Below are 20,497 nucleotides of genomic sequence, written 5' to 3'. Positions count from 1 at the left end.
CGACACTGTATCCGCTGACGGCGAGTACCTGTGGCTGCTCCTGAGTGACGGCACGGGCCGCCGCCTGTTCACCAAAACCGAGGTTCACAGGACTTACGCCGATCCGATAGACCTGGCCAAGCGCTCAGGACCAGACCTTTGAATTCAATCACTTCACTTTGGGGAGGACGTTGAAAATGCTGCTCAACCACTTTTCGGTTCTGGTCGATGGTGCCGGTTACGGAGGCGACGGCAACGCGTCGTCCGATGACCCGAAAGAGGCGGGGTTCCCCCAGGGAGTCCTTGCATCCTTCGCTTGGGAAGGATGGTGGCAGGAGGAGCCGAATAGAGTCCCCGGGCCTGGCGGCAAGCCGCGCCCTGCCACACGGCACTGAAAATCAACTGCTCACGGAATAGGGCACCTCACCGGCAGAATCCGGTGAACCGCCCGGACCGACCATGATGCCCTGTAACAAGAACCGATAGGAGACAACCCATTGGAACCGCTCGTAGTAGGACTCCTGGGAATCACCCACCCGCACGCTTCCGCACGGGTTCGTGCCCTCCGCGAAATCGAGGGCGTCGAGGTGGTGGCCGCCGCAGACGATGATCCGCGGCTGCAGTACTTCACCGACAAGTACGACATGGAGCCCCGCGACATCGACGGGGTGCTCGAGGACGGGCGCATCAACGCAGTCATGGTTCACTCCAAGAGCAAGGATATGGTGTCCCATGCCCTGCGGGCCCTTGCCGCCGGAAAATCTGTCGTCGTAGAAAAGCCGGGTGGCGGAACAGTTGATGACCTGCTGAAGCTGGCCGAGGCGGAGTCCCTGGCTGCTCCGGGGTTAGTAGTCCAAGTCGGCTACAACGTTCGCCTGGCGCAGTCGGTCACTCGGGCAAAGGGGCTCATAGACGCCGGGACCATCGGGAATGTGGTCAGTGTGTCGGCCAGAGGTGCCGCCCTGGCCGGTGAGCATCTCACTGCCCATCTGAACCAGCCGGCGGACATGGGAGGGGCGCTGTGGATTATCGGGTGCCACATGGTCGACTCCCTTGTCAGCATGTTTGGGATCCCGGAGTCGGTCAATGCGCGAGTGCGCAAGTCCGCGATGCTCTCCGACGAGTCGAGCCGCGAGGACTCCGCAGCCGTGCTGCTGAACTATCCCGACATGTCCGCTACGTTCAGCTTCGACAGCCACGACCGTCTCGAATGGTTCGAAAGCTCAGGGATATCCGTCTACGGTACCGCTGGCATGATCGAGATCGGTGTCCTTCCCCAAAAGCTGAGGGTCTACGTCGAGAAGGACCGGGACGGTTGGTCAGCCGGCTGGACTGAATGGACGCAGAGCTATTTCACTCCGCCGTTCGCCCGTACTGATGCGAACAAGTTTTCGGAGCTGCCCGAGTTGGAGAACATCAGCAATTTCCGCACGGAAATGCGCGGATGGATCGACAGCATCCGCACTGGTGCATCTGTGGTGGCACCTGTCACGGATGCCCTTGCCGTGGCGCGGATTATCGACGCCTGCTACCGGTCCGAGCAAGAACTGGGCGCATCAGTTCAAGTGGCTCAAGGCGTGACCCCGGACGCGGAGCTCACCTCTTGACAGCCGTTAGCTGGGGAGTGCTCACCACCGCCCGCATCGCCCAGGACCGGTTCCTGCCCGCGATGACGAAAGCCCGCAATGCGGCTGCCGCCGCAATTTCAAGCCCTAACGGGAGGGCTGCTGAGGTGGCTGACCGGTTCGGGGTTCCGGCGTCATACTCGTCGCATGAAGAGCTCCTCGCCGACCCGAACATCGAAGCCGTTTACCTGCCGTTTCCTAATAGTCTGCATGCAGATTGGATCATCGCAGCGGCGAATGCCGGCAAAGACATCCTCTGCGAGAAGCCTCTGGTGTGCAGCCTGCAGGACTATCAACGGGTGGTGGAAGCCTGTGAACGGAACCAGGTAAGCCTCATGGAGGCGTTCATGTACCGCTTCCACCCTCAGCACCAGAAAGTCCGCGAGCTCCTTAATGCGGGCCGGATCGGGGACATCATCTCCATGCACGCGCGTTTCCACTTCGTCATGAACCGCGCTCCCGGCGAGGTCAGGCTCCAGCCAGGTCTGGAAGGTGGTGCAGTCAATGATGTCGGCTGCTACGCCATCGACATCATGAACATGGTCATGGGTAGTCTTCCGAGTAGCGTCTACGCCAAAGGAACAAGCCCCTCGGACCCAGTTGAAACCACGGTGGCGGCCATCCTGGACTACGACGGAGTCCTGGGAACCCTGGACTGCGGCTTTGACGGGCCTCGTACCAACACCTTCCAGATCATTGGAACAGAAGGACAGATCACGCTCGACACGGCCTTCGACCCCGACCCCGGGGAATCCGCGCGGGTGAGGGTCTCGCTGCGGAACGGCCATACGGAGGTTTTCGACATCACCGAAGACCATTTCAAGGCCGAAATTGAACGGTTCAGTGTCCGGGCACGCAGTTCCGGGTCAGAGTTCGTAGACAGGGAACTAACCGAGCAGAACCTTGCTGTGCGCCTCGCCGTCCACGAATCGCTCGCTACCGGCCTGCCATGCAGGGTCAGAGCCAGCGAGGGTGGCTGAACACCATCTATGCCGGAAGCAGTTCACGCGGATCGCGACACGTCGCAACGGCCAATCACTCTGCGGAAACTCACAGCCCTAAGTTCGAGCTTGGCGACCGGTTCTTCCTGGCTCCCGCCTCGGTTTTCGCAGGCAGTCGGCAGCAGCCTTTGACACAAACGGACGACGGCGGGCGCTCCCGCCGTCGTCCGTTTGTGCGGCGACCAAAACGCCTTCTGGCGCCAACTAGGGCTCACCCGACTCGCCGCCCGGGACCCGACGCCCAGCTCAATCCGCGCCGCCAACCACATTCTGATCCCAGTCGATGACGGAACCAGTCACTATGCCGCTCCGAGCAGAGAGCAGGAACACGACAAACTCGGCGATCTCGTCGACCTGGCCGAGCTTGCCCATCGGGACGGAGGCGTTGGCATTTTCGAGCCAGTCGTCGCCGGCGCCGTGGAACCGTCGCTGAATGAGGTCTTCGCCCTCCGTAGCCGTCCAGCCGATGTTGACGCCGTTGATTCTGATCCTGTCCCACCGGTGGGCGTGGGCCGCATTCCGGGTCAGTCCGGCGAGCCCGGCCTTGGACGCGACGTATGGCGCCAGGTAGGGCTGGCCTCCGTGTGAGGACATGGTGATGATGTTGACGATGTTCCCCGGAGCTTCACGTTCCTTGAAGTGCTTGATGGCCTCGGACATGATGAAGAACGGCGCCTTGAGGTTGACGGCAATATGTTCATCGAACAGTTCAGGGCTTGTGTCGGTCATGCTGCCTCGGGTTGTCAGGCCCGCAGCATTGACCACCGCATCTAGGCGGCCGAAGTGCTCAATGGCCCTGACGACCGTGCTGCTTGCCTGCTGCGTGTCCCCGAGGTCTGCCTGCAGGAATACCGCAGGCACGCCGAGTCCGATGAGGTCCTCGGCGATTTTCCCGCCGGCATCAGCGGAGCGTCCGGTGACGGCAATGCCCACGGCTTCCTGGGCTGCGGCCTGCCGGGCAATGCCGGCGCCCAGGCCCTGGGTGCCCCCGCTTATTAATACGACGGTGTCCTTGAGCAGCCCTGATGCTGTCATGTCTGCAAAGCTCCTTTAACGGTGATGGTCCTGCCGGTCGCTGCCGATTCCGCCGCCGCGTCGGCCAGGACCAGCGCGGCCATGCCGTCGTCGAATCCGGGCGAACAAGGGCTGCCGGTGTGCACGGCCTCGACAAAATAGTCGAGTTCGCGCCGGTACGCCACGGCGTAGCGCTCCAAAAAGAACGGCTCGTACGGGTCTGCCGCCTCCACAGCGCGACTTCCAAAGCTGCGCACGGTAGTGGGCGAAATGTTGTCAGCCCGCAGCATCCCCCCGCTTCCAAAGGCTTCAAGCCTCTGGTCATACCCGTAGGCGCTGTGCCGGGAGTTCGTGATGCTGACTAGTTCCCCGTTCCGTCCACGGAGGGTCACGACGGCGGAATCGAAGTCTCCAGCCTCGGCGATGTAGTCGCAGAAGACGTTCGCGCCGTGCGCGGTGACCTCCACAATGTCCCGAATGAAGAACCGGGCCATGTCCAGGTCGTGGATGGTCATATCCCGGAAAATTCCTCCGGATGCCGCGATATACGCCGCAGGGGCCGGCGCCGGGTCCCTGCTGACGATGAACAGATGCTCGAGCCGCCCGATCTCTCCCGCCGTTATGCGCTGATGAATCGCAGCGAAGGCGGGATCAAACCGCCGGTTGAAGCCCATCAGAAGCGGAATGCCGGCCGCGGCCAGCGTCTCCCGGCAGCTTCGCACCCGCTCGATGTCGAGATCTATCGGTTTTTCACACAGCACAGCGATGCCTCTTGCGGCCGCCGCCTCAATCAGCTGGACGTGTGTTGGGGTCGGCGAACAGATTACGACGGCGTCCAGTGACGCGTCGGTGAAGACATCGGCAGTGGAGCCGGTAGGGCGGGCCCCATACTGCGTGGCGACTTCTTCCGCGCTCTCGGTCACAGGATCGGCAACCCAAGTCAGGTTGATCCCCGGATGGGCCGCGATGTTGGCAGCATGCACCCGGCCGATGCGGCCCGACCCGCACAAGGCGACGTTCAGCTTCTTCATGGGGATCCCTGCGGTCTCACAGGCCATCCGTGAGGCGGCGCCGGGCGGCGGCCTCCAGATCACGAAGCAGGGCATCAGGTTCGGCGTCTTCCTGGAGGCTCCGCCAGACCAGCTCAGCCTGCGATTCAGGGGCGATGCCTCCCACCGGCTGGTCGCGGTCAAGATTAGTGGGGAAGCCGTAGCCTTCGGCTGATGCGGCGATGACGTTGCGCAGGAACCTGTCGCTGGTGCCGTCCGCCTTGAGCTGCCGCAGCGTCGGGTACAGGGCAGCGGACATGGCGGTGCGGTCCACCGATTCCATGGCCCGGCCGAATGCGGAGGAAACCTGCAGCAGGTTTGCCATGCGGCGGATATCGGCGGACTTGTTGTGGCCGGCACCGTGGAACAGTGCGGGATTGAAGAATGCGGCATCGCCTTTCTCAAGCGGCAGCTGGACGTAGTTCTCCTCGAAGTAGCGGGTGAACTCGGGAAGGTGGAAGGCGAGATAACCGGCGTCGTACTTGTGGGAGTGCGGCAGGTACAGGGTGGGCCCCGACTCCACCGGCATGTCGCAATGAGCAACGGCGCCCTGCAGCGTCAGCGCAGGGGAGAGCAGGTGGATGTGGGCCGGATACCGGGCGGCCTGCTCGCTGGACATGAAGCCGAGGTGGTAGTCGCGGTGGGCGGTCTGCGCCGCACCGCCGGGGTTCACGACGTTGACCTGTGAGGTGACCTGGTAATTGGGGCCGAGCCAGGCCTCGGAAATGAGGGCCAGAATGTCGTTGGAGTAGTATTCGGCGAACACCTGAGGGTCGCGCACGGCCAGCTTGTCCAGCGCGCCCCAGATGCGGTCGTTTGCGCCCGGTTTGGCAAAGTGGTCTCCGGCGGCGGCGCCCGAAGCCTTCTGCTCGGCGATGATGCTGTTGAACGCCGCGGTGGCGCGGTCCACGATGGCGGTGTCGGCGAAGGCGCCCTTGAAAACGACGATGCCCGGCCCGGCAGTCAGGGCACGGATCAGTTCAGCCTGAACGTCAGCGCGCTCTTCGGGAGACTCCAGATAGTTGTGCAGGCGCTTGCCGTAAATGAGCACGTTCTGCTCGACAGCGTCAGCGTACGCGTAGTCATCCAGCTTCGTCTTTTCGCCGACGACGGCTACGAAATCCTCGAGCCGGCAGCTGTCATGGCCGAGCCACTGTGGAGCTTGGGTTCCGGGTGCGTGTGACGATGTGGTCGTGGTCATGGCGTTTCCTCCTTGAAACAGTGATGCGGCTTGAAACAGTGTTCGCATGAGCGCCGGTGCGGTTTCCAGCTTCTTTCATCCGATGAGCCCAGCGCAACGCTGAAATCCCTCAAGAATCCATCATGGCCAAATTCGGACTCCGAGCTTCTTGCACAGGGGCTCGGATCTCTTGCCAGCATGCGGGAACCGGTGCGAGAGTCTTGGTAGCCCTGAAACACCTCAGGAAAACATCATTGATCGATCGCAAGGACTTCGATGGCCCACCCGTACTCGATTAGGGAAATCGCCCGCCAGGCAGGGGTCAGCGACGCGACCGTGGACCGCGTCCTTCACAATCGTCCGGGCGTGCGGCAAAGCACCGCCGGCCAGGTACGCCAGGCCATCAGGGATCTGGAGGCCCAGCGGCTCCAACTGGAGCTGACGGGGCGGCGGTTCATGATCGACGTCGTTGCTGACGCCCCCGTCAGGTTCACCACCTCGGTGAAAGACGCACTGGAATCGGTGCTGCCGCTGCTGCGGCCTGCAGTGTTCAGGGCCCGGTTCCACCTGCACGAGCAGTGGAAAGCGGAGGAATGTGCGGCCGAGCTGGACAGGATCGGCAAACGGGGCAGCCACGGCGTCATCCTCAAGGCTCCGGACGTGCCGGTGGTTAGAGCTGCCGTGAGCCGGCTTGCCGAGGGCGGGATCCCCGTCGTCACTCTGGTCACCGACCTCCCCGCCAGCAGCAGGGTGGCTTATGTAGGCATGGACAACCGGTCCGCGGGGGCCACGGCGGCTTACCTGATCCACAAGTGGTTAGGGATGAGTCCGGGAGCGGTTGCCATCACGGTGAGCAACGACTTCTTCCGCGGGGAGGAGGAAAGGGAGATGGGTTTCCGTTCAGCCATGCGTTCCGTGGATCCCGGGCGGGCGGTCCTGTATCTGCCCGCCAGCGATGGACTGGATCAGACAACGCTAAGGCTGATGGGCGAAGCCCTGGACGCCCACCCCGACGTCAGCGCCGTCTACTCTATCGGCGGCGGCAACGCCGGCATCATTCAAGCATTCGAAGCGGCGGGACGGAAACCGCATGTGTTCATCGGCCACGACCTGGCCCCCGACAACACCGCCCTGCTGCGCTCAGGCACCATGTCGGCCCTGCTCCATCACGATCTCAAGCAGGACATCCAGCGCTGCTGTCGAATCATCATGCACGCACACGGCGCCCTACCGGAGGCCGACGCCGGCCACGCCTCCCAAATCGAAGTCATCACGCCCTTCAACATTCCCCACGGAGTCTGAGCCCGCCGTTCAGCCGCGATTTGCAGGAGTCGTCGCAGAAGACACGGCCAGGTGCAGGGCGGTGCATGGCGGCTCAAAGAGGTCTAGCAACGGCATACGGCCCGGTTTCCTGACGGACGATTCCGCTCAGAGAGAAGGAGGAGTGTCGTACGAAGCTCAACCTGACGTTTGTTGCCCTATTTCTTTTCTTGTCGGCGCGCCTTCTGTCATCGGCTTTGAACGCTTCCCATTTGAACGCCGATAACCGACGTTCCGTCGGTCTGGCCTCAGCCAGCCCTTCCTGGTTCGCCTGTGCGCGGTCGCCATTTCTGGGATGTCGTAGTCGTAGCGGACAAACGGCCATGCGGAGTGCGAGAGGACAACGTGGGGGATTGGTGCTGGATCAAGTAATCAGTGAACTCCAGCTGATCCGGGCGCCGGAGTCGGCGAATGGGGCAGCGAAACGGGCAAAGAAGGGTGTGCACATTGTGCACACTCTGGGCTTCGGACTGGGCCGTACATCGGCCGGATTGGCTCGGATTCGGTATGTTTTCTGGACTTCCCAGTGTTTTCAGGGGCTGGAATGCGGTTCGAGTCCCACCTTGGGCACAGCATGACCCCTCGTCAGAGGGGTTTTTGCTTTAATGTGTGGACATTGGCCCTCCCGCGGGCCCCTCTGACACTGGCCGCGGACTGTGCCTGGCGCCGCGGTGACCGATGAAATTGTGCGGGTGGCGGATTCAGGGTCCTGGCTGGTGTGCCCTCCGCCTGCTGGGTTGTGGGGTGATCCGTCCTCGTTTCTGTGGCTTGTCCTGGGTGGCCGTTGTTGGCCATCACTCATTCATTGCTATGGGTTGTGTGGACGACGTGACCAGGGGGAGATTTCTTCCCGCTTTTTCATCCAGCAGGTGCTCCCCGCGGGCTTGTCAGGGCGGTTGGCGGCGTGTTTGTCGGGCCAAACAGGTGTTGACAGTGTCAACACCTTGTCAACGGGTGGCCGGTATGGCTGAGCGCCCGTGAATCGGCGTTCATGCGTGCCGTGCTTTCTTTCGGTTGTGCCGCCGGCCTTTTCGGGCTGTCCCTTATCCATGCAATCGGCGGATGGTGCCGACATGACCGCCCGCCAGGATTTCCGCGAAGCTGCTCGGTGAGCGGGGACAAGATGGGGCTGGTGCGGGTCACCCGTATCTTTGTGCCGGGCGGCACATGGCCCGAAGTGTCTCTGCAGCCCATGGGCTCAGCAGGCACCGACCCAGAACCGGTGAGGAGTTATGGTGTGTGGGACTGCAGACCACCTACCGATCCAGTGTTGTCGCAGGTCAGACGCGTCTTATGCTAGGCGTGTGTACAAACTTCCCGAGAAGTGTGGACAGCGCACGACTTTACTTCAACACGGGCCCCCATCGACTGCAGCCGTAGACCTTCCATCTAAGTAATCCGATCCTTACCCGATGCTGCAGCGGGTTCACCGGACCGGGGGAGTTCATGTATAGGACCAGCCGGGCAGCCTGCAAGCCGGGGAGCGGAGAGCACAGCGGTGAGTCCAGATAGTCGAGCAAAGAACCAGCCCCTCAGCCGGCCTAGACACGTTGCTAGCACCGGATGTGCTTGGACTTTCTGGTCGGGCTGCCAACAAAGACCGGCCCCGGGCGGCGGGCTGTCATTTGGGATCTAAGACTCTTCGCAAAGGGAGTGTCGAAACGCCCTCTGGACCTGCTGCGACAGGGACGGCATTTGGGTGAAAGCCTGACGGCAGGTCGGGGTGTGGTCCAATCGGAAGTTCCTGGTTGACGGCAGCATAAAGTCCCTCGTGGGGGTCAGGGGTTGACTGGTCCATTCGTTGCCAGGTGTGCGATTTCAGAGCGGCGGGGGCATTGCCCCTGCTGTTATCAAGCAGTCCTGCGGTCACAGGTCAAAGTTTGGACATGTCCTAGCAGACAGGCCGAGCGCCGGTCTGAAAGGGATCGGGCGGTTGAGTATCCACGCTTGTTAACGCCAACCGAAAATAGGGCCAGTTTTGCCGACTGAAAACAGGGCCACTGGTTGCTGTTCTATTGTGCCTGAAGCTGGGTTCTTGTCTTGTTCCGGAGCCGGTAGCTGCTGCCGGTGAGGTTCAGGACTTCTGCGTGGTGAACGATCCGGTCGATCATCGCCGAGGCCACTGTCGCGTCGCTGAAGACTTCGCCCCACCTGCTGAAGGCGAGGTTGCTGGTAAGCACCAGGGAGGCGTGTTCATAGCGGGATGAGACGAGCTGGAAGAACAGGTTGGCGGAATCCTGGTCGAAGGGGATGTAGCCGACTTCGTCAACGATGAGCAGCTTGTATCGGCGCAACTTGGCCAGCTCCTGGGGCAGGCGGCCGCGGTCGTGGGCTTCGGCCAGTCTCGACACCCACCCGGTCGCGGTGTCGAACAGGACGCGGTGCCCGGCGCGCGCGGCCCGGATCCCGATCCCGACGGCCAGATGGGTTTTCCCGGTGCCGGGCGGGCCGAGCAGGACCACGTTCTTGGCTTCTTCCAGGAAGACCCCGGTGCCCAGATGCGCGACGAGGTTCCGGTCCGCGGCAGGCTGGTGGTCGAAGTTGAACTCTTCCAGCAGCTTGTGTCCGGGGAACCTCGCTGCCCTGATCCGCAGGGCGGCCCCGGAGGCCTCGCGTTCGGCGACCTCGCGGGAGAGGACAGCAGCGAGGTATTCCTCGTGTGACCAGCCTGCCTCCCGGGCCCGGTCCCCGAGGGTCCGGTAGCCGTCGGCGATCCGCGGGGCGCGCAGTGCTCGGGCGTAGTACTCGATGTCCTTCACTGCAGCGCTCACCGTCCTGCCCCGGAGAGCTCGCGGGCATCGTCGGGGATGGCGACGCCGAACAGTTCGTCATAGATCGACAGGTCCCGTTCCTCCACCACCGTGGACCGTCCGGCCTTGACGCTGCGGTGGATCCGTCGGAGGGAGGCGGCCTTGTCCACGTGCGCGGGGTCGGTGAAGATCTGGTGCCTGGCCCACCGCCGCTCGTGGCTGGCCAGCAGCCGGCCGTCTGCGCTCACGGTCACCTTTTCCAGGTCTGCTTCGACGTTCACGATCCGCCCGATCGCGCCCGGGTCCACGGAATAGTCGTTGGAGAAGACCCGCACGTAGTAGTCCCGTGGCAGCCGGACGCTGCTGCGGAAGGCGAACTCGGGCGCCACCGGCGTCAAGGGCCGCATCGCATCCCGGTCCCGGACGAAAAGCTCGACCGGACGGCCGTGCCGGGTCCGGGAGTAGCGGGCGTTCGCGCGCGGCAGCCAGTCCGCGAGCTGGTCGTTGAAATCCAGCGGGGCCGCGAACGTCCGACCGGGCATAAAGCCCTGGCGGAAGTAACGGTTCATCCGCTCCACGATGCCCTTGGATTCCGGATCCCGTGGCGGCAACTGCCGGATCTCGCAGCCCAGCACGCCGGCGAACGCCGCCGCCGGCTCGGTCAGCCGGCCCTGGCCGATCCCTGATTCGTTGTCCCAGACCAGCTGTTTGGGGACTGCACCGGCCTCCTGCAGCAGCGACCACATCCCGCCCAGCAGATCAAAGGTCGTGCGGGTCGGCAGCATCCTGGCCTGGATGTATCCGGAGAACGCGCTCGTCATCACCAGCACCGGAGGCTTGCCCTCCTGCCCGCGCCCCAGGGGCAGCGGCTCATGGGGAACCACAAATCGCACTGCATCGCCTGGCCCGGTTCATGGACCAGCCGGTCCACCGGATCCGCCGGCATATACTCGGGCCGGAGTCCACGGACCTTGTCCCGAAACAAGGATGCAGAGCCCGTCCAGCCGACGCGTTCGGCCAGTACCGAGGCCGGCATCGTCGGCGTCTGCACCAACAAGGCCCGGACCTGCGGCGCGTAACCATCGAAGCTCGATCCGGCCGGCTTCCGCTCATACTTCGGCGGCCGCTCCGCTTCCAACGCCCGGTCCACCGTCCCCCGGGAAACTCCGAGCTGTTTAGCCAGCTCCCTCTTGGAGATTTTCTCCGTCGCGTATCGGTGGCGTATCTGCGCCCAAACATCCAATGTGATCACCTTCCATAATGGTCAGTGGCCTCATTTTCAGTTGGCGTTATTGGCCCTATTTTCGATTGGCGTCAACAACGCTTCCAGCGCGTTTAGGCGCTAAGGCTTCAGTGACTCCCGCAGCTGTTGCAGCGCCACACGAACGACGGTCTCGGATCGATGGATCTCCCTCACATTCATCCCCGTAAATTCCTTCACTGCACGGCGCATGCTTTGCACATTGGTGAATCCGCATGTTGTCGCGATTTCAGAGAAGGTGATCCCGTGGGCGCCGGGCTGGAGGAGGAGTTCGAGGGCTTTGCGCGTTCTCAACGCGCGTATCCGCTCACCCAGGTGGAGTTCTTCGTTCTCGAAAATGTAAAACAGGGAGCGACGGGAGAGGTTAAACCTTTCGGCGACCATTGCCACGTCCAGATTGGGGTCGTCATAACTGGCTTCAAGGTATTTCTTCACTGCCCGGCTTAGGGCCGGTTTCTTCGCCTCATCGTCGATCGGCGTTTCGAGCAGGGAGCCCACCAAGGTTGCCATCACAGATCTGAGGATGTCTCCGGTCCCCGACGCCGCCCGGTCGATGCCCGGCCGCTTCCAACTCATGAGGGCAGGGATCACGAAAGTGCCCACAATTGGGTGTTTTGCTAGGTCAGGTAGTCGAAGTAGGGAGCGTAGTTCGGCCTCGCTCACATTTAGGCTGCTGCGGTCGATGTTAAGCTGCAAGGCGTGAAAACCTTCGGGCGCATCAAAACTTCCGCCCTGCGAGGTATCGATGAACCTGACGGAGCCTGGTGATACTGGCTCAGGAACACCGTTGAGAGTGAGCGTTAGGCCCGGCGCCTTGCGGAAGTAGGCCAGGCGCAGGTCGGCGGCGTCGGGATTCGGTGCCCACGAGCCCAACGCGGGGGCGTTGTGCATCTCTATGAGGCTGAAGCCCGGCCCGGCGAGATTAATGGCTGAAGGATTGAAGGACACAGGAGTCTGACGTATCGCTTTTTCCAACCGCATTGGGGTTTCGACGGCGCTGCCGTACCACATTCGCCAGTGTTCGAACCTTTGTTCGGGGTTCAGCCCCTCCTGCACTGCATATCGTCGCAGACGGCCGCTGTTCCCGTTACCAGATTGAGGCATGCCATCCTCCTTCACCAGCTGAACCATTATGGCGGACTTGGGAGATGCCGCGGCGCCTGAGGAAGCGGTTGCGGTGGCTCATAAGGCTGGCCGAAGGACCTCAGCTGTTAGGGCTAGTTTACTTCTATATAACGCTCTGATTGTGGCGTTGATGAGTTTGGTATGGGCACCCCACCCGACGAGTATTGGAGCCGCCTGGGCCTGCATGCCCTGGAATGCGCGGAGGCTGGGAGACATGACCCAACCTGTCGCTTTAGACCTTGGCGTTGCTGTCTTACGCACCTTCAGTGGGAGATGTGGTCAAGGGAATGTGTCCTGCAGTTGTTTGTCCAGCACGTCAGGGAGCGGCTGGGACATCAAGGAGGCGTCCTCCATTTTCTGAAGACGGTGAGTGTCTTCGTGTCCCTCGGAATGGAGCCTGATTGCGAGGTCGTTGACTCGGTGAGGGGCGAGGACATGTTCGACGGCCAAGATGCTGGCCCCAACCACGCCAGCTTCCGGCCCGGTTTCGGATTGGGTGATATTCAGGTGCTGGGTCGCCAGCGGCGTTGAGCGTGCATAGACCGTTTCGCGTATCCCGGCGATCAAATGTTCACCGGACTGTGCAAGCGATCCGCCCACGACAATGAGGGAGGGGTTGATGAAGCTCACGCACATGTTGAGCATTTCTCCGATGTCGCGGCCAGCCTGCCGGACGGCTTGAATGGCAGCCAAATCGCCGGAACGGACGAGCGCGACGACGTCATTTGCGGTGAAGGCCTCGAATCCTTTTTCGCGGAGTCGTGCGGCGACGGCCGGAGCGCCTGCAATGGCTTCCAGGCAGGCAGTCTTGCCACAGCGGCATCGAATTCCTGCCCCCGTGGAAACAGCAATATGGCCGACATCTCCAGCGACTCCTGCCGCGCCTCGCTGCAGTACGCCTCCACTGATCACCCCCGAGCCGATGCCGGTGGCGATTTTAAGGAAGATCATGTTGTCTTCCTTGGGCCAGCGTGTCGCCCGCTCGCCGAGGGCCATGAGATTGACATCGTTATCGACAAGTACGGGTACGTCTAAGGTCTGCCGAACGTAAGCGGGAACATCGAATCCGTCCCATCCCGGCATGATCGGTGGGCTCGTGGGCCTTCCGGTCGAGTGTTCAACAGGACCGGGTAGGCCGATGCCGAAAGCGATGATGTCCCTCGCCGGACGCTTCATCGCTTTCAAATGACCAGTCAGCGTCATTGTTAGCCAGTCCAGAACAGCTTCCGGTCCGCGCGAAATCTCAAGTCGTTCAGTGGTTTCCACGAGTACCCTTCCCGCCAGGTCCGTGAGAGCCACTGTCGCGTGTGTGGCTCCGACGTCGGCCGCAGCGGCCACTCTGGCACCGGGGTTGAAGGCTAGACGCGCCGACGGGCGGCCTCCGGTGGAAGCCGCATCCGATACGGGGACAACTAGCCCGAGTTTTAGAAGTGGCTCAAGACGAGAACTGACGGCACCTCGACCCAAGCCCGTAATCCGTGCAAGCTCTGCCCTGGTTCGCGGGCGTCCATCCCGCAGCATGTGCAAAAGTTCGCCTGGGCCTCCATTGTCCATGTCTCGTCTCTCCATTTCGGGGCTTGAAAAAGGGGAACGATGAGACTGAGGTCTTGACGCATCAGGCTCACAGGACCCCGATGGGTCTTCTTCTCCATTCAGTGTCAAGGTGCCCACTCGTTCTCGTCCACTCGTCGATGCCGTTGCGTCAAAAAGTGCAGCTTGGACGTGCATTGCATCTCCAACAGCGTCAAAAGGTGCAGACTTTTGTTGATTGCCTGACGAAAGCCAGGGGGTTCGTGTCACTGTTTCGGCATGGAAATCGACGGAGTCAGGGTAGCCCTTCCACCAAGGGTAGGTCTGTCGATGTCGACTTCATCGCTCAGGTTCGAAGCAGGGCCGTTCGGCAGCCAAAGCGGAAATACCGGCTGCGCGTCAGTCAGCCACGCCAGTGCCGCCCGCGCAACCGCTCGGCCGTCGTGTAGGCGACCCACCAGACGTCGTCGAGGGCGGCATGACCGACGTTCCGACGGCCTCTCGTGAGGCCGCCCGAGAGCCAGCAGCAGATACCCTCCCCCATCGGCAAGCAAAACGGCGAAACGAGAAAGCAATTCCTATGAGAGACACAATGACAGCAGTGCGACTTCACGCGCCAGGAGACCTTCGACTTGACGAAGTCCCAGTACCCGAGCCTCGCTCGGGTGAAGTTTTGATCAAGGTCTGGCGTAGCGGAATCTGCGGCACGGACCTGCACATCGCCAAAGGCACATTCCCCGCGCCCAACCTGCCGCTGACCCTGGGGCATGAATTTTCTGGAACCATTGCCGCCCTCGGTTTAAACACCGGTTCTCTGGCAGTGCATGACAACGTGGTCGTGGACATCAACATCGCTTGTGGCCAATGTTTTTTCTGCCGAAGGAGCCAAAAACTCTTCTGCCCGGCGGTCTCGCAACTCGGAGTCCATTCCTCGGGCGGACTCGCGGAATACGTCGTGGTACCTGTATCAAACGTCTACGTTCTGCCGCAATCCCTGAGCTTGGACGCAGCGGCATACGTTGAACCGCTTGCCTGCGCAATTCATGGCCAGGACCGGATCGGTATCAAGTCCGGTGAGCGCGTACTCATCATCGGGGGCGGCCCGATGGGGCTCGCTCACATTGCCTTGGCCAAACTCTCCGGGGCAAGCAACGTGATCGTCTCAGAACCGGATCCGGACCGTCGAGAGGTTGCCAAACGACTCGGTGCCGACAACGTTCTTAGCCCTTTCGACAGCGGCTTCGCCGACGAGGTGGCCTACATGACCGACGGTGTGGGGCCCGACGTGGTCATCGAAGCCGTCGGCTCCATCCCCACCTACGAAGCGGCGATTTCCCTCGTACGTCGCGGTGGCCGGGTGCTTGCCTACGGTGCGGCGCCTCAAACAGCCTCCATGTCTCTGCGGCCCTTCGATATCTATTCCAAAGAGCTCACCATCGTTGGCTCGTACGCGGGCACCTACGACACCTGGCCCCGGGCCATAGAGCTTCTCGCTTCAGGGCGATTCGACCCCGCGCTGATTGTTGACTCCGTCCGACCGCTTAGCGAAGCCATCGAAGCCATCCGCGGCCTTGAGACGGACAAATCGATTGTTAAGGTCCACATCCAAATGAGCTCTAACCCCTCTTAAGTCTCTACCAACCGTCCTATTTCGATGAAGAAAGAGAACAACATGAAAGCTAGCCAGAAACGAAGCGCAAAGCTGCGAATCGGGGCTCTCGGCGTGATTACCGCTGCGGCGGTTGCGTTGAGCGGCTGCGCCGCCGGCGCACCCCAGAACGACTCAGGCAAGAAGACGCTGAATGCCATTTTCCTCCCTGCCGACTGGGGCAAGGTTGTCCAGGAGAAACTCGCCCCCGAGTATGAAAAGGAAACCGGGGTGAAGGTGAATGTCGAACTCGTGGGTCGTGATGCGATCCACGAAAAGATGGCCACACTGTTCGCCGGACAGGACTCCAGCTACGACATCTTCAACGTTGACTACAACTGGATCCCGGAATTCGGCAAGGGCGGGCATCTGGTTCCCCTGGATAATGCCCTCCAGGACAAAGAGGACTTCCTGCCGTTGAGCCTCAAGGTCGCCACTTGGGATAACAAGCTCCTGGGAATTCCGCAGACGGTCCACCCGGCGACGCTCTGGTACAACGGCGCACTTTATGGCGACCAGACCATGAAAGACCAGTACCAGGCGGAAACCGGGAACGCGCTTGGTGTACCGAAGACGATGGACGAGTGGCTGACCCAAGTTAAGTTCTTCAACGGCAAAACCTTCAACGGCCAGAAACTTTCGGGCTGGGCCGCCCAGGCCGCCAAGGGCTTTGGCAACGTGCACACGTGGCTGAGCTTCGCCTATTCCTTCGGCTGCAAGCCGTTCAACGCCGACTTCACCAAATCGATATTGACGACGCCTGAGTGCATCGGGGCCACTGAGCGGTGGTCCGAAATGATGATGTACATGCCCGCGGGAGCCAACGACTTCACGTATGACAGTGTTACCACAGCAGCCCAGCAGGGTTCGATCGCTACAGCCATCCAGTGGTCCTGGGGCCAGTTCGCCACCGACAACCCATCCGCGTCCAAGACCATCGGCGACTGGCAGATGACGACGATTCCGACGGGGCCGACCGGCCTCAGTTCGGCTCATCTTGCAGAATGGGTGATCTCGGTGTCCAAGTACTCGAAGAACACCGAGGAGGCCACGAAGTTCGCTGTTTGGCTCGAGTCGAAGAAGAACGACGTCCTGCAGGCATCCAATGGCGGCGGCGACCCCGTGCGCGTCTCCAGCTACTCCGATCCGACGCTGACTGAGCAGAAGCTCGAGGGCAACGGAGCGGCCCGGTTCCGGCGTTTGCCCGTGACTTTGGAGGCCATGAAGACGGCACAGCCCAGGCCGTTCTTCCCCGGCGAAGAAACTTGGGAAACGGCCCTGAGTACCGAACTCAGCGCCATTTCGCTTGGCCAGCGCGGTGTACAAGATGGTCTCTCGCGCGCCAACGAAGCCATAGACAAGAACCTCTCGCAGTAATGACTACATCAATCACAGAGTCTCGGGTGCCCCGGAAAGTCGCTCGGCCTTCCGCAACACCTGGGGGGTGCCGGACCAAGAAACTCGGACGCTACCTCGCGATGTCTCCCGGCCTGCTCTTTTTGGCCGCGATCTCCCTTTACCCCACCCTCTATTCTCTCGTCGTCTCCTTCATGCGCTGGAACCTGTCGAGCGGTGAAGCCGCTCGCTTCGCCGGCCTGGACAACTTTGTCGGTCTGCTGACCGATGGGCTGTTCTGGAACTCGGTTCGCGTAACCCTGGTGTTCGTGTTCTTCTCGGTTCTCATAGAGCTCGTTCTCACCTTTGGGTTGGCTCTCCTCTTCTTTCGCGGCTTCCCGGGGGATAAGTTGCTCCGGGCCTTGATCATGATGCCCATGCTCTGCGCGCCGGTGGTCGTGGGCCTGCTAGCCCGCTTCAGCCTTGAACCGACGTACGGGATCGTCAATCAACTAATGCGTAGCATCGGTCTTCCAACCACGGAATTCCTTGGGAACGTCGACCTGGCGCTGCCAACGCTGATAGCTATTGATGTTTGGCAGTGGTCCCCGTTCCTGTTCCTCATCCTCCTCGCCGCCATGCAGGGTCTCCCCGAGGAGGTCATCGAGGCATCCAAGATCGACGGCGCTTCGTGGCCCCGCATCATCTGGCATCAGTTCCTTCCGCTCCTGCGCTACCCGATCCTTGTCGGTGTGCTCCTGCGGCTCATTGACTCATTCCGTGTCTACGACATCGTCTACATGACGACACGTGGCGGACCGGTCGATGCAACTTCGACCATGTCCTGGCAGATCTACGACGTGGGGTTCCGCGCTTTCAATATCTCGTATGCTGCCGCATTCTCGTGGCTGCTGCTCCTGCTCGTTCTACTAGCCGTCAATTCGCTCATCCGGCGAATGGTCGCACGCTCTTGAAGGGTTCAGTCATGTCCGTAGCGAAACGCCGCAACATCAACTGGAATGTGGGAGTGCGTGCTTCCGTGGCCGTCATCTCCACGTTTCTGTTCATCGCCCCAGTCCTGTGGATGGTCACGACGGCCTTTAAGACCGGAAACCAGGCATTCTCCGGAGAAATCCAGTGGTTCTTCACACCTACCCTTGAGAACTTCGCCGAAGTGCTTGGCGGCACCAGGCTCACCTACGCGCTGATAAACAGCCTGCAGGTATCAGTGATTTCCTCCATCGTGGCGATCTTGCTCGCCTCAGGCATCGCGTACCCACTGGCCCGATACGAGTTCAGGGGCCGGGACCAGATCGCGGGAACGATCTTGTCACTGCGCATCGTTCCTCCCATCGTGACCATCATCCCGCTCTTCCTGGTCATGCGGACCATCGGCCTGAACGGTTCGCTGCTCTCCATCATCATTCTTCACGTCTTCATGAATTTGCCGCTGGCTGTCTGGCTGCTGCGCGGCTTCTACGAAGACGTTCCCAAGGAAATTGAGGAAGCGGGGGCTATCGACGGCCTGGGCAACATCGGGATCTTTTTCCGGATGGTCCTTCCGTTGGCAATGCCAGGCGTCGCCTCAACCGCGCTGCTGTGCTTCGTCTTCTCCTGGAACGAGTTTCTCTTCGCAAGCGTCCTGTCCAACGCCGGCAGCCAAACCGTCACAGTGGCCCTGACCCAGTATGTGACCCCGGTGGGGACGGAGTGGACCCTGATCATGGCGGCGGGCACCGTAGTTGCGGTGCCGGTATGGCTGGCGGCCTTGGCCGCCCAGAAATACCTCGTCCGCGGCCTCTCCCTCGGCGCGGTCAAATAACGCGCCCCCTCCATAACCAGCCTGAAAGGCAGTTCACTCATGTTCCGTTATACCTACAACACCCTTGTCTATGGCGGCGAAGCCATCGAAACCGGCATCGAGCGCATCGCCAAAGCCGGCTATAGCGGCGTCGAACTGGTCGGAGAACCAGAACAACAGGACGAAGCCGCTCTCCGTTCTGCCCTCACCCAGCACCAGGTAGCTCCCTCGTCAATCGTCAGCATCTACACGCCGGAACGTGACATCGTCAGTTCGTCCCCGGAGGTCCGCGCAAACGCCATCAAATACGTTAAGGGAAACATCGATTACGCAGCAAGGCTGGGTGCGGAAGTCGTAACGTTCACCCCCACAGCGTGCATGAAGATCGTGCCGGAAGCAGACATCAAACAAGAATGGGCTTGGGCGGTTGACGCCGCAGGCGAACTCGCGGCATACGCAGGGGAGAACGGCGTGCGCCTGGCCCTCGAGCCGTGGAACCGCTACGAGACGTACCTCATCAACCGGACAGAACAGGCTCTGCAGTTCTTGGACGAAGTTGGCAGCCCCCATATCGGTTACATGGTCGACACCTTCCACATGTCCATTGAAGAACGGGACATCGCCGAGTCGATCCGCAAAGCCGGAAATCGCTTGGCGCACGTACACCTCGCCGACAGTAACCGGGCCGCTCCAGGATATGGGCACTTGGACTTCGAGCCCATCATCCAGGCCATCGTCGACGCCGACTACAAGGGCTGGATCTCCTATGAGCTGCTGCCCGCAGCGGGAGACGTCTGGGGAGTGCTGAGCGGTGCCGGAGCGCCGGAGTTCAAAGACGAATACACGGCAGCGGCAATCCAGCACACGCGGGCGATTGAACGTCGGTTAGGAGGCCTGTAAATGCCGGCCAATCCCATTGGGCTCAGCACCTTCATCCTCGCCTCGCCCTTCTCCCTCGAGGACGCGTGGGCCTTCGACCGCGTGGCGGAGCTCGGCTACGACGTCATCGAAGTGTGTATCGAAGATCCGCAGAAGATCACGTCAGAATGGCTCGTCCATGAATCCCAGAGGACAGGGACTGACATCGGAATCTGCGGCGCGTTTGGCCCGGACCGCGACGTGTCGGATCCCGATCCCCGCCGACGTGACAACGGCATGGCCTACCTTCGCGACTGCGTTGACGTAGCAGCAGCAGTCGGTTCCCCCCATGTCGCCGGGCCCATGTTCTCGGCGACGGGCCGGGCGGAACTCTTGGAGCCCGGTGAGCGTCAGGCCCGGTGGCAAAACGCCGCGGAAAGCCTTCGCGCGGTAGCCGACTACGCCGGCGACCGCGGAGTGCGTCTCGCCATCGAGCCGCTCAACCGCTTCGAAACGGACATGGTCAACACCATCGAGCAGGGGCTGAACCTATGCGATGACATCGGCAGGGAAAACGTCGGACTTCTTGTCGACACGTTCCACATGAACATCGAAGAAAAAGACATCGCCGATGCGGTCCGGGGGGCCGGATCTCGGATCTTCCACGTGCAGGTGTCAGAAAATGACAGGGGTACCCCTGGATCGGGTCACGTCCCGTGGGACAGTTTTTTCGATTCGCTGAAGGACATCAATTACTCAGGTCAGATTGTGGTCGAGTCATTCCTGCCCACAGTGAAGGAGATCGCCCGAGCCGTCTCCCTGTGGCGTCCCGTGGCGCCATCGATGGAAAGCCTCTCGGAAGACGGTCTGGCTTTTGTCAAAAGCATGCTTGGAGAAAGGTCCGAGCGATGACAGCAATAGCCGCAGGGATCATCAGCGGGGGCACAGTCAGCTCAAGCAGTCAAGAAACCCGTCGATAGCCTCAGCCAGATCCTGTCAGCGTTGCACACAATACCCTCGC

16 protein-coding genes are annotated in these 20,497 nt (G+C 61.5%); 9 read left to right on the top strand and 7 right to left on the bottom strand.

Annotation, left to right across the window (positions count from 1 at the left end):
- Positions 1-476 precede the first annotated feature (476 nt).
- Together B1A87_RS09630 and B1A87_RS09625 are read left to right on the top strand one after the other, a co-directional pair.
- Positions 477-1,586 carry a Gfo/Idh/MocA family protein gene (locus B1A87_RS09630; RefSeq protein WP_078029772.1) on the top strand — a complete coding sequence of 370 codons (1,110 nt, stop codon included), beginning with the start codon at positions 477-479 and terminating at the stop codon, positions 1,584-1,586.
- Positions 1,583-2,584, top strand: coding sequence for a Gfo/Idh/MocA family protein (locus B1A87_RS09625; RefSeq protein ID WP_260680775.1), 1,002 nt, complete (start codon positions 1,583-1,585; stop codon positions 2,582-2,584). Before B1A87_RS09630 ends, B1A87_RS09625 begins: the two co-directional genes overlap by 4 nt.
- 267 nt (positions 2,585-2,851) lie before the next feature.
- On the opposite strand, the gene B1A87_RS09620 is transcribed toward B1A87_RS09625, so the two are convergent.
- Genes B1A87_RS09620 through B1A87_RS09610 form a run of 3 tightly spaced genes read right to left on the bottom strand, consistent with a single transcriptional unit; the run spans position 2,852 to position 5,869 of the window.
- Positions 2,852-3,640: an SDR family oxidoreductase gene (locus B1A87_RS09620; RefSeq protein WP_078029773.1), complete on the bottom strand. Its 789-nt coding sequence runs from the start codon at positions 3,638-3,640 to the stop codon at positions 2,852-2,854.
- Positions 3,637-4,650, bottom strand: a complete 1,014-nt coding sequence (gene iolG, locus B1A87_RS09615; RefSeq protein ID WP_078029781.1) for an inositol 2-dehydrogenase — start codon at positions 4,648-4,650, stop codon at positions 3,637-3,639. Before iolG ends, B1A87_RS09620 begins: the two co-directional genes overlap by 4 nt.
- Before the next feature lie 16 nt (positions 4,651-4,666).
- Positions 4,667-5,869, bottom strand: a complete 1,203-nt coding sequence (locus B1A87_RS09610; RefSeq protein ID WP_078029774.1) for a phytanoyl-CoA dioxygenase family protein — start codon at positions 5,867-5,869, stop codon at positions 4,667-4,669.
- 255 nt (positions 5,870-6,124) lie between these two features.
- Between B1A87_RS09610 and B1A87_RS09605 the strand changes: the two genes are divergently transcribed.
- Entirely contained in the window at positions 6,125-7,150 is a 1,026-nt protein-coding gene (locus tag B1A87_RS09605; RefSeq protein WP_078029775.1) for a LacI family DNA-binding transcriptional regulator, read from the top strand.
- Between the two features lie 2,030 nt (positions 7,151-9,180).
- Here B1A87_RS09605 and istB read toward each other — a convergent pair.
- The 4 genes from istB to B1A87_RS09585 all read right to left on the bottom strand — a co-directional run bounded on the left by istB (position 9,181) and on the right by B1A87_RS09585 (position 13,858).
- The gene (gene istB, locus B1A87_RS09600; protein ID WP_144275773.1) at positions 9,181-9,939 is read right to left on the bottom strand and encodes an IS21-like element helper ATPase IstB; all 759 of its coding nucleotides are present in this window, start codon (positions 9,937-9,939) and stop codon (positions 9,181-9,183) included.
- Positions 9,936-10,811 carry a Mu transposase domain-containing protein gene (locus B1A87_RS09595; RefSeq protein WP_260680774.1) on the bottom strand — a complete coding sequence of 292 codons (876 nt, stop codon included), beginning with the start codon at positions 10,809-10,811 and terminating at the stop codon, positions 9,936-9,938. Before B1A87_RS09595 ends, istB begins: the two co-directional genes overlap by 4 nt.
- Positions 10,812-11,260: 449 nt before the next feature.
- Positions 11,261-12,283, bottom strand: coding sequence for a helix-turn-helix domain-containing protein (locus B1A87_RS09590; protein WP_078029989.1), 1,023 nt, complete (start codon positions 12,281-12,283; stop codon positions 11,261-11,263).
- A 300-nt stretch (positions 12,284-12,583) separates the two neighbouring features.
- On the bottom strand, positions 12,584-13,858 hold the full coding sequence (locus B1A87_RS09585; protein ID WP_078029842.1) for an ROK family transcriptional regulator: 1,275 nt from the start codon (positions 13,856-13,858) through the stop codon (positions 12,584-12,586).
- Between the two features lie 649 nt (positions 13,859-14,507).
- Here B1A87_RS09585 and B1A87_RS09580 point away from each other — a divergent pair.
- The 6 genes from B1A87_RS09580 (at position 14,508) to B1A87_RS09555 (ending at position 20,388) form a co-directional block, all read left to right on the top strand.
- The gene (locus tag B1A87_RS09580) at positions 14,508-15,464 is read left to right on the top strand and encodes a zinc-binding dehydrogenase (protein ID WP_185982293.1); all 957 of its coding nucleotides are present in this window, start codon (positions 14,508-14,510) and stop codon (positions 15,462-15,464) included.
- Between the two features lie 42 nt (positions 15,465-15,506).
- Positions 15,507-16,859, top strand: coding sequence for a sugar ABC transporter substrate-binding protein (locus B1A87_RS09575; protein ID WP_185982292.1), 1,353 nt, complete (start codon positions 15,507-15,509; stop codon positions 16,857-16,859).
- A gap of 101 nt (positions 16,860-16,960) precedes the next feature.
- Positions 16,961-17,791 carry a carbohydrate ABC transporter permease gene (locus B1A87_RS09570; RefSeq protein WP_185982291.1) on the top strand — a complete coding sequence of 277 codons (831 nt, stop codon included), beginning with the start codon at positions 16,961-16,963 and terminating at the stop codon, positions 17,789-17,791.
- 11 nt (positions 17,792-17,802) lie between these two features.
- On the top strand, positions 17,803-18,639 hold the full coding sequence (locus B1A87_RS09565; protein WP_078029838.1) for a carbohydrate ABC transporter permease: 837 nt from the start codon (positions 17,803-17,805) through the stop codon (positions 18,637-18,639).
- Positions 18,640-18,678: 39 nt separating this feature from the next.
- The gene (locus B1A87_RS09560; protein WP_078029837.1) at positions 18,679-19,518 is read left to right on the top strand and encodes a sugar phosphate isomerase/epimerase; all 840 of its coding nucleotides are present in this window, start codon (positions 18,679-18,681) and stop codon (positions 19,516-19,518) included.
- Positions 19,519-20,388: a sugar phosphate isomerase/epimerase gene (locus B1A87_RS09555; protein ID WP_078029836.1), complete on the top strand. Its 870-nt coding sequence runs from the start codon at positions 19,519-19,521 to the stop codon at positions 20,386-20,388.
- Positions 20,389-20,497: the final 109 nt, after the last annotated feature.

This window comes from Arthrobacter sp. KBS0703 (assembly GCF_002008315.2).
GTDB lineage: Bacteria > Actinomycetota > Actinomycetes > Actinomycetales > Micrococcaceae > Arthrobacter.
This window is presented reverse-complemented; position numbering and strand designations above follow the sequence as displayed.

Coding starts and splice junctions, on each gene's coding strand:
- B1A87_RS09620 (WP_078029773.1), bottom strand. CDS start 3,640: ATGACAGCATCAGGGCTGCTCAAGGACACCGTCGTATTAATAAGCGGG.
- iolG (WP_078029781.1), bottom strand. CDS start 4,650: ATGAAGAAGCTGAACGTCGCCTTGTGCGGGTCGGGCCGCATCGGCCGG.
- B1A87_RS09610 (WP_078029774.1), bottom strand. CDS start 5,869: ATGACCACGACCACATCGTCACACGCACCCGGAACCCAAGCTCCACAG.
- B1A87_RS09605 (WP_078029775.1), top strand. CDS start 6,125: ATGGCCCACCCGTACTCGATTAGGGAAATCGCCCGCCAGGCAGGGGTC.
- B1A87_RS09590 (WP_078029989.1), bottom strand. CDS start 12,283: ATGCCTCAATCTGGTAACGGGAACAGCGGCCGTCTGCGACGATATGCA.
- B1A87_RS09585 (WP_078029842.1), bottom strand. CDS start 13,858: ATGGACAATGGAGGCCCAGGCGAACTTTTGCACATGCTGCGGGATGGA.
- B1A87_RS09575 (WP_185982292.1), top strand. CDS start 15,507: ATGAAAGCTAGCCAGAAACGAAGCGCAAAGCTGCGAATCGGGGCTCTC.
- B1A87_RS09570 (WP_185982291.1), top strand. CDS start 16,961: ATGTCTCCCGGCCTGCTCTTTTTGGCCGCGATCTCCCTTTACCCCACC.
- B1A87_RS09565 (WP_078029838.1), top strand. CDS start 17,803: ATGTCCGTAGCGAAACGCCGCAACATCAACTGGAATGTGGGAGTGCGT.
- B1A87_RS09560 (WP_078029837.1), top strand. CDS start 18,679: ATGTTCCGTTATACCTACAACACCCTTGTCTATGGCGGCGAAGCCATC.
- B1A87_RS09555 (WP_078029836.1), top strand. CDS start 19,519: ATGCCGGCCAATCCCATTGGGCTCAGCACCTTCATCCTCGCCTCGCCC.